At 71.6% G+C, this 8,210-nt stretch carries 6 protein-coding genes and 1 rRNA gene; 4 read left to right on the top strand and 3 right to left on the bottom strand.

Translation table 11 applies throughout. The features are described 5' to 3' along the window. Nucleotides 1–84, top strand: a 5S ribosomal RNA gene (gene rrf / locus PUR71_RS33085); the annotation flags it as partial. Between the two features lie 70 nt (nt 85–154). On the opposite strand, the gene PUR71_RS33080 is transcribed toward rrf, so the two are convergent. Both PUR71_RS33080 and PUR71_RS33075 read right to left on the bottom strand, forming a co-directional pair. After that, nucleotides 155–616: a GNAT family N-acetyltransferase gene (locus PUR71_RS33080; RefSeq protein ID WP_329930903.1), complete on the bottom strand. Its 462-nt coding sequence runs from the start codon at nt 614–616 to the stop codon at nt 155–157. Nucleotides 617–705: 89 nt separating this feature from the next. Beyond that, nucleotides 706–1,497 carry a VOC family protein gene (locus PUR71_RS33075; protein ID WP_329930902.1) on the bottom strand — a complete coding sequence of 264 codons (792 nt, stop codon included), beginning with the start codon at nt 1,495–1,497 and terminating at the stop codon, nt 706–708. Between the two features lie 230 nt (nt 1,498–1,727). On the opposite strand from PUR71_RS33075, the gene recD2 reads away from it, so the two are divergent. From recD2 to PUR71_RS33060, 3 genes are all read left to right on the top strand, one after another. After that, nucleotides 1,728–3,965, top strand: a complete 2,238-nt coding sequence (recD2, locus tag PUR71_RS33070; RefSeq protein ID WP_329930901.1) for an SF1B family DNA helicase RecD2 — start codon at nt 1,728–1,730, stop codon at nt 3,963–3,965. A gap of 225 nt (nt 3,966–4,190) precedes the next feature. Continuing rightward, nucleotides 4,191–5,480, top strand: coding sequence for a citrate synthase (locus PUR71_RS33065; RefSeq protein ID WP_329930900.1), 1,290 nt, complete (start codon nt 4,191–4,193; stop codon nt 5,478–5,480). Nucleotides 5,481–6,011: 531 nt separating this feature from the next. Beyond that, entirely contained in the window at nt 6,012–6,731 is a 720-nt protein-coding gene (locus PUR71_RS33060; protein WP_329930899.1) for an SDR family NAD(P)-dependent oxidoreductase, read from the top strand. 76 nt (nt 6,732–6,807) lie between these two features. Here the strand turns inward: PUR71_RS33060 and PUR71_RS33055 are convergent. Beyond that, the coding region (locus tag PUR71_RS33055; protein WP_329930898.1) for a heavy metal translocating P-type ATPase at nt 6,808–8,210 on the bottom strand (1,403 nt) is incomplete at its 5' end.

The raw sequence follows: 8,210 nt of genomic DNA, 5'->3' as shown, positions 1-8,210 counted from the left end.
TACATTCCGAACCCGGAAGCTAAGCCTCACAGCGCCGATGGTACTGCAGGGGGGACCCTGTGGGAGAGTAGGACGCCGCCGAACAATCATTCCGAAAGGACCCACTCCCGATCCGGGAGTGGGTCCTTTTGCGTTTCCGGGCCGTTTTCCGATTTCAGAGCTGGTACTTGAAGCCGTAGTGGGACCGGACGAACCCGAGCCGCTCGTAGAACCGGTGGGCGTCGGTGCGGGTGGCGTCCGAGGTGAGCTGGACGAGGTGGGCGCCGAGTTCGCGGGAGCGCAGGATCGCCCACTCGATCAGTTCGGTGCCCAGTCCACTGCCGCGCTCGTCCGCGTGGATGCGGACGCCCTCGATGATCGTGCGGGTGGAGCCCTTCCGGGAGAGGCCCGGGATGAGCGTCAGCTGCAGCGTGCCGACTGCTCGGCCGGCGCGTTCGGCGACGACCAGGTGCTGGTTCGGGTCGTCGGCGATGCGGGCGAGGGCGGTGCGGTACGGGGTGAGGTCGTCGGGGCTCTCGCGCGTGGCGCCCAGCGGGTCGTCGGCGAGCATCGCCACGATCGCCGGGAGGTCGGCCTCCGTCACCCGGCGGATCGTCAGAACGGTCGTCTCGGTCATGATCAGAGAATAGGCGCCTCCATCCTCCCGCCCACCCCCGATCTACGCCCGTAGCACCCCTCCACGGCCCTTCTCGGGGTGATTCCGCGTCACTCGTCCGGCCCGGTGCTGGTGATGATGGCGAACACGGCTCCGTGCGGGTCCTGCAGCTGTGCGAGCCGGCCGACGCCGTGGACGTCCATGGCGGGCAGCCGGACCGTCGCGCCGAGGGTGGTCGCGATGGCGAGGCCGGCGTCGACGTTGGGCACCTCGAAGTAGGGGAGCCAGTGGGACGTGGTGCCGCGGGCGGTGTGCTCGGGGCCGAGCTGCATGATGCCGCCGTGGGCGTCGTCGGTGCCGCCGCCTTCCGGGGTGAGGACGGTGTAGAGCGCTTCGCCGAACGGGACGTCCTGCTCCTGCCAGTCGAAGACCGCGCGGTAGAAGGACTTCGCACGTTCGGCGTCGACGCTGTAGCACTCCGTCCAGCAGAGGCTGCCCTCCTCGGTGACCAGGTCGAGGCCCCGGGTGTCGTGCGGCTGCCAGACGGCGAAGTCGGCGCCGGTCGGGTCGGTGTAGCCGGCCATCCGGCCCGCGGTGAAGACGTCGAAGGGCGCGAACCGGACGCGTCCGCCCGCCTGTTGGACGAGTTCGGTGGTGCGGTCGGCGTCGGGGGTCGCGAAGTACACCGTCCACGTCGGCGGGGAGTTCTCCTCGACGAGCGGGCCGAAGGCGGCGACCGTCCGGCCGTCGCGCCGGAAGAAGCCGTAGCCGCCGGCCTCGGGTCCGGCGGAGTCGGCGGACCATCCGAACAGGGCGGTGTAGAAGTCCGCGGCGGCCCTGGTGTCGGGGCTGCCGAGGTCGAGCCAGATCGGGGCGCCGGGCCGGTAGTCGGTGGTGAGCATGGCGGCACTGCTCCTCGGACGGGGCCCGTGCGGGCACGGGCGCGGTCGGTGGCCCCCTGCCCCTCCCACCCTGGCACCTGCACTGGTGGGCCGCACGGCAGGCGGGCGCGGCCGTGACGGGCCGTGACCGGGGCGGTCGGGTGCCCGGCACGAGCGGTCCGGACGTGTCCGACCGGGGCGGTACGGTGCGTAGCGGAAAGGTCCGCCCGTACCGGTCGAAGGGGGTCCCGGTGGCCAGGCAGTCGCAGGCGGGACAGGAACCCGCGCAGCGCCAGCTCGCCCAGGTGGAGGGGGTGCTGGAGCGGATCACGTACGCCAACGAGGAGACCGGGTACACGGTCGCCCGGGTGGACACCGGCCGGGGTGCGAACGACCTGCTGACGGTGGTGGGGGCGCTACTGGGGGCGCAGGTCGGGGAATCGTTGCGGCTGCACGGGCGGTGGGGCTCGCACCCGCAGTACGGGCGGCAGTTCACGGTGGAGAACTACACGACGGTGCTCCCGGCGACGATCCAGGGGATCCAGCGGTACCTGGGGTCGGGGCTGATCAAGGGGATCGGTCCGCGGTTCGCGGAGCGGATCGTGGAGCGGTTCGGGGTGGACACCCTGGAGGTGATCGAGAACGAGCCGGGCCGGCTGATCGAGGTGCCGGGGCTGGGGCCGAAGCGGACGAAGAAGATCGCGGCGGCCTGGGAGGAGCAGAAGGCCATCAAGGAGGTGATGGTCTTCCTGCAGGGCGTGGGGGTGTCGACCTCGCTGGCCGTGCGCATCTACAAGCAGTACGGGGACGGCTCGATCGGGGTGGTGAAGAACGAGCCGTACCGGCTGGCCTCGGACGTCTGGGGCATCGGCTTCCTGACGGCGGACCGGATCGCGCAGGCGGTCGGCATCCCGCACGACAGCCCGGAGCGGGTGAAGGCGGGGTTGCAGTACGCGCTGTCGCAGAGCACCGACCAGGGGCACTGCTACCTGCCGGAGGAGCGGCTGATCGCGGACGGCGTGAAGCTGCTCCAGGTGGACGTGGGGCTGGTGATCGACTGCCTGGCGGAGCTGGTGGCGCTGGAGGGGGTGGTGCGGGAGTCGGTGCCGGGGGAGGCCGGTGAGCCGATCACCGCGGTGTACCTGGTGCCGTTCCACCGGGCGGAGATCTCGCTGGCCAACCAGGTGCTGAGGCTGCTGCGTTCGGACGAGGACCGGATGCCGTGGTTCGCGGGGGTGGACTGGCGGGTGGCGCTGGAGTGGCTGGCGAAGCGGACGGGGGCGGAGCTGGCGCCGGAGCAGGAGCAGGCCGTGCGGCTGGCGCTGACGGAGAAGGTCGCGGTGCTGACGGGCGGTCCGGGCTGCGGCAAGTCGTTCACGGTGAAGTCGATCGTGACGCTGGCGCTGGCGAAGCGGGCGAAGGTGGTGCTGGCGGCGCCGACCGGCCGGGCGGCGAAGCGGCTCGCGGAGCTCACCGGCGCGGAGGCGTCGACGGTGCACCGGCTGCTGGAGCTGAAGCCGGGTGGGGACGCGGCGTACGACCGGGACCGCCCGCTGGAGGCGGACCTGGTGGTGGTCGACGAGGCCTCGATGCTGGACCTGATCCTGGCGAACAAGCTGGTCAAGGCGGTGCCGCCGGGGGCGCACCTGCTGTTCGTGGGGGACGTGGACCAGTTGCCGTCGGTGGGCGCGGGCGAGGTGCTGCGGGACCTGCTCGCGGAGGGCGGCCCGGTGCCGTCGGTGCGGCTGACCCGGATCTTCCGGCAGGCGCAGCAGTCGGGCGTGGTGACGAACGCGCACCGGATCAACGAGGGAAAGCCGCCGCTGACGGACGGTCTGCCGGACTTCTTCCTGTTCCCGGAGGACGACGCGGAGCGGGCGGCGGGTCTGACGGTGGACGTGGTGGCGCGGCGGATCCCGCAGCGGTTCGGGTACGACCCGCGGCGGGACGTCCAGGTGCTGGCGCCGATGCACCGGGGGCCGGCGGGTGCGGGGAACCTGAACACGCTGTTGCAGGCGGCGGTGACGCCGGCCCGGGAGGGGCTGGCGGAGCGGCGGTTCGGCGGGCGGACGTTCCGGGTGGGGGACAAGGTCACGCAGGTGCGGAACAACTACGACAAGGGGCGCAACGGCGTCTTCAACGGCACAGTGGGAGTGGTGACCGCCCTCAGCGTGGACGACCAGCGGTTGACGGTGGTCACCGACGAGGACGAGGAGGTGCCCTACGACTTCGACGAGCTGGACGAGCTGGCCCATGCGTACGCGGTGACGATCCACCGTTCGCAGGGCAGCGAGTATCCGGTGGTGGTGATTCCGGTCACCATGTCCGCCTGGACGATGCTCCAGCGGAACCTCTTGTACACCGCTGTGACCAGGGCACGGAAACTCGTGGTGCTGGTGGGGTCACGGAAGGCGATCGCGCAGGCCGTCAGGGCCGTCAGCGCAGGTCGCAGGCATGCCGCGCTCGATCATCGACTTGCCACTGGATGATTATCCAACAGGATGGTTGCCTCTAATGTTCTCTTGACGTGAAGAGATTTACGGCAGAGCCTAGGATGGCGCCGATCTTGTCCGGTTCGTACCGGCTGCGGCGGCAGGTTTTGTAGGGGAGGGCCCTTTCGGGCCACCCCGGGTGCGCGACTGTCCTCCGGATGGGGGATCGTGGAGACAGTCAGGGCACCTTGGAAGAGGATTCATTTCGTCGGTGAGGAAGACGTGAGCGACAACTCGGTAGTACTGCGGTACCAGGACGGCGAGTACGAGTACCCCGTCGTCGAGAGCACTGCGGGCAACGCCGGCTTCGACATCTCGAAGCTGCTCCCGCAGACCGGCCTGGTCACCCTGGACAACGGCTTCGGCAACACCGCCGCCTACAAGTCCGCGATCACCTTCGTGGACGGCGACAACGGCATCCTGCGGTACCGCGGCTACCCGATCGAGCAGCTCGCGGCGCAGGGCGGCTTCGTCGAGACCGCGTACCTCCTGATCAACGGTGAGCTGCCGAACGCGGACCAGCTCGCCGCGTTCAACCGCGAGATCACCCAGCACACGCTCCTGCACGAGGACGTCAAGCGGTTCTTCCAGGGCTTCCCGCGCGACGCCCACCCGATGGCCATGCTGTCCTCGGTGGTCGGTGCGCTCTCCACGTTCTACCCGGAGAGCCACAACCCGTTCGACGCGGGCCAGCGCCACCTGTCGACCGTGCGCCTGCTGGCCAAGCTGCCCACCATCGCGGCCTACGCCTACAAGAAGTCGATGGGCCAGCCCTTCGTCTACCCGCGCAACGACCTGAGCTACGTCGAGAACTTCCTCCGGATGACCTTCGCGGTCCCGGCCGAGGACTACGAGCTCAACCCGGTCATCGTGAACGCGCTGGACAAGCTGCTCATCCTGCACGCGGACCACGAGCAGAACTGCTCCACCTCCACCGTGCGCCTGGTCGGCTCCAGCCACGCCAACCTGTTCGCCTCGATCTCGGCCGGCATCTCGGCGCTCTGGGGCCCGCTGCACGGCGGCGCCAACCAGGCCGTGCTGGAGATGCTGGAGAGCATCCAGAAGGACGGCGGCGACGTCGACGCCTTCATCACGAAGGTCAAGAACCGCGAGGCCGGCGTCAAGCTGATGGGCTTCGGCCACCGCGTCTACAAGGCCTTCGACCCGCGCGCCGCGCAGGTCAAGCTGCTGGCGCACGAGGTCCTCGGCCAGCTGGGCAAGCAGGACCAGCTGCTGGAGATCGCGCTCAAGCTGGAGGAGCACGCGCTCAAGGACGACTTCTTCGTCTCGCGCAAGCTCTACCCGAACGTGGACTTCTACACGGGCCTGATCTACCGCGCCATGGGCTTCCCGACCAGCATGTTCACCGTGCTGTTCGCCCTCGGCCGGCTGCCCGGCTGGATCGCCCACTGGCACGAGATGATCAACGATCCGACGAGCCGCATCGGCCGTCCGCGCCAGATCTACACCGGCACCGCCATCCGCGACTACGTCGCCCTCGGCGAGCGCTGACGCGGGACCCCGAAGGGCCCGGCCGCACGTGTGCGGCCGGGCCCTCGTGCGTCCCCGCGTGGTGGAGTCGTGCGGTTCGCCCCCGCGGGGACGGGATCGTACGGCGCACGACTCCGGGGCCGGCCGCAGCCAGGGACGGCCGCTCAAAGCGTCCCTGGCCCGCCACAACCCCGGCGCCGTGCGCGAAGGCCGTCGGATCGACGGCCGACCCGGGGCCCGCCGGAGCCCCGTCGGCGGCAGCGGAGGCACGGGGACGCGTTGCCGTTCGTCGCGTCTCCGTCCCTCGGAAAACTGCCGCACTACCAACCTAAGACGTATCAGGGTGCGAGAAGTTACGCCGGAGGGGTGTGAGCTGCCTCTCGCCACGCTCCGTGTGCGCGTGGTGCCGGGTCCATACCACACGTTCCGGCGCGGACGACGTCACCCTCCCCGCAGTCACGGCAACCGAGCGTGATAGGAATCGTGGCATTCCGGTACGGACCGTCCCGCACCCTCGCAGCGTGGCGGCGGAACTGGGGAGGGAGTGCGCAGATGGCCAGGAACGTCGTCGTCACCGGCGGTGGCACGGGAATCGGGTTCGAAGTGGCGCGGCGGTTCGCCGAGGCGGGCGAACGGGTCGTGATCGTCGGCCGCCGCCGGGCGGTGCTGGAGAAGTCCGCGGCCGAGCTCGGGCCGAACGTCACCCCGCTGGTCTGCGACCTCGCCGACCCGGACGCCGTCGAGGCCGCGCTCGCCGAACTGCCCGAGCGCGTCGACGTGCTGGTGAACAACGCGGGCAGCCGCGAGACCGTGATCGGCGGCGGCCCGCACGCGCTGCTGGCGCGCTGGCGCGGCGACTTCGAGCGCAACGTGCTGACCGTGGTGCTGCTCACCGAGTCGATCCGCGACCGGCTCACCCCGGGCTCCGGCCGGGTCGTCACGATCAGCTCGATCGCCGCCCTGCGCGGGGCCGGTTCCTACGGCGCGGCGAAGGCCTCGCTGCACGCCTGGAACCACTTCCTGGCCGCCCAGTTGGGCACCTCGGGCATCACCGCGAACATCGTCGCCCCGGGCACGGTGGCGGGCACCGAGTTCTTCGGGCCGCGGCTGGACGAGGCCGAGGTGGCCCGCCGTGCGGCGCGCACGCTGCTCGGCCGGATCGGGGAGACGGGGGAGGTCGCGGGGGCGGTGTACTTCCTCGCCTCGCCCGAGGCCGGGTTCATCACCGGCGAGATCCTGCACTGCAACGGTGGCGAGCTGCTCGGCCGTTGAGTCGGCGGCTTCGGCGTCGGCGTCGGGTCCGGACCGGTTCGACCGGTCCGGGCCCGCGCTCGTTGCGGGAGGGCCGTCAGGCGGCGGCCTCGAAGCGGCGCAGCCGGAGGCTGTTGGTGACGACGAAGACCGAGGAGAAGGCCATCGTCGCCCCGGCGATCATCGGGTTGAGCAGTCCGGCGGCGGCCAGCGGGATCGCGGCGACGTTGTAGCCGAAGGCCCAGCAGAGGTTGCCCCGGATGGTGCCCAGGGTCCGGCGGGAGAGCCGGATGGCGTCGGCGGCGGAGCGCAGGTCGGCGCGGACGAGGGTCAGGTCGCTCGCCTCGATGGCGGCGTCGGTACCGGTGCCCATGGCGAGGCCGAGGTCGGCCTTGGCGAGGGCGGCGGCGTCGTTGACGCCGTCGCCGACCATGGCGACCGAGCGGCCCTCGGCCTGGAGGCGTTCGACGACGGCGACCTTCTCCTCGGGCAGGACGCCGGCGATCACGTCCTCGGGGGTGATGCCGACCTCGGCGGCCACGGCCTCGGCCACGGCCCGGTGGTCGCCGGTCAGCAGGACCGGGCGCAGGCCGAGGGCGCGCAGGTCGGCGACGGCCCGGGCGCTGGTCGGCCGGACCGCGTCGGCGACCTCCAGGACGGCCCTGGCCCCGCCGTCCCAGCCGACCGCGATCGCGGTACGGCCGGCCGCCTCGGCGCTCCGCTTGGCCGCTGCCAGGCGTCCGGGGAGGGGCAGGCCGTGCTCCGCGAGGAGTTCCTCCCGGCCGGCGACCACGGCGTGGCCGTCGACGACGCCGCGCACGCCCAGGCCCGGGACGTTCGCGAAGCCCTCGACCGGCGGCAGTCCGCCGGTCCGCTCGGCCGCGGCGGCGGCGATGGCGGCGGCGATCGGGTGCTCGGAGGCGTGCTCCACCGCGCCGGCGAGGCGCAGCGCTTCCGCCTCGGTGACGCCGTCGGCGGTGTGGACGGCGAGCAGGGTCATCCGGCCGGTGGTGATGGTGCCGGTCTTGTCCAGGACGATGGTGTCGACCTTGCGGGTCGTCTCCAGGACTTCCGGGCCCTTGATGAGGATGCCGAGCTGGGCGCCGCGGCCGGTGCCGACCATGAGGGCGGTCGGGGTGGCGAGGCCCAGGGCGCACGGGCAGGCGATGATCAGCACGGCGACGGCGGAGGTGAACGCCGCGGTCGGGCTGTCGGTGGCGAGGATCCGGCCGACCAGGGCGGCGAGCGCGATCAGCACGACGACCGGGACGAAGACGGCGGAGATCCGGTCGGCGAGGCGCTGCGCTGCGGCCTTGCCGTTCTGGGCCTCCTCGACGAGCGCGGCCATGCGGGAGAGGCGGGTGTCGGCGCCGACCCTGGTGGCCTCGACGACGAGCCGGCCGCCCGCGTTGACGGTGGCCCCGGTGACGGCGTCGCCGACGCCGACCTCGACCGGGACGGACTCGCCGGTGAGCATCGAGGCGTCGACGGCGGAGGTGC

The sequence above is a fragment of the Streptomyces sp. SP17BM10 genome (assembly GCF_036322405.1).
GTDB lineage: Bacteria > Actinomycetota > Actinomycetes > Streptomycetales > Streptomycetaceae > Kitasatospora.
This window is presented reverse-complemented; position numbering and strand designations above follow the sequence as displayed.

Excerpts from the sequence above, each read along its gene's own strand:
- PUR71_RS33080 (WP_329930903.1), bottom strand. The coding sequence starts at position 616 with ATGACCGAGACGACCGTTCTGACGATCCGCCGGGTGACGGAGGCCGAC.
- PUR71_RS33075 (WP_329930902.1), bottom strand. The coding sequence starts at position 1,497 with ATGCTCACCACCGACTACCGGCCCGGCGCCCCGATCTGGCTCGACCTC.
- PUR71_RS33060 (WP_329930899.1), top strand. The coding sequence starts at position 6,012 with ATGGCCAGGAACGTCGTCGTCACCGGCGGTGGCACGGGAATCGGGTTC.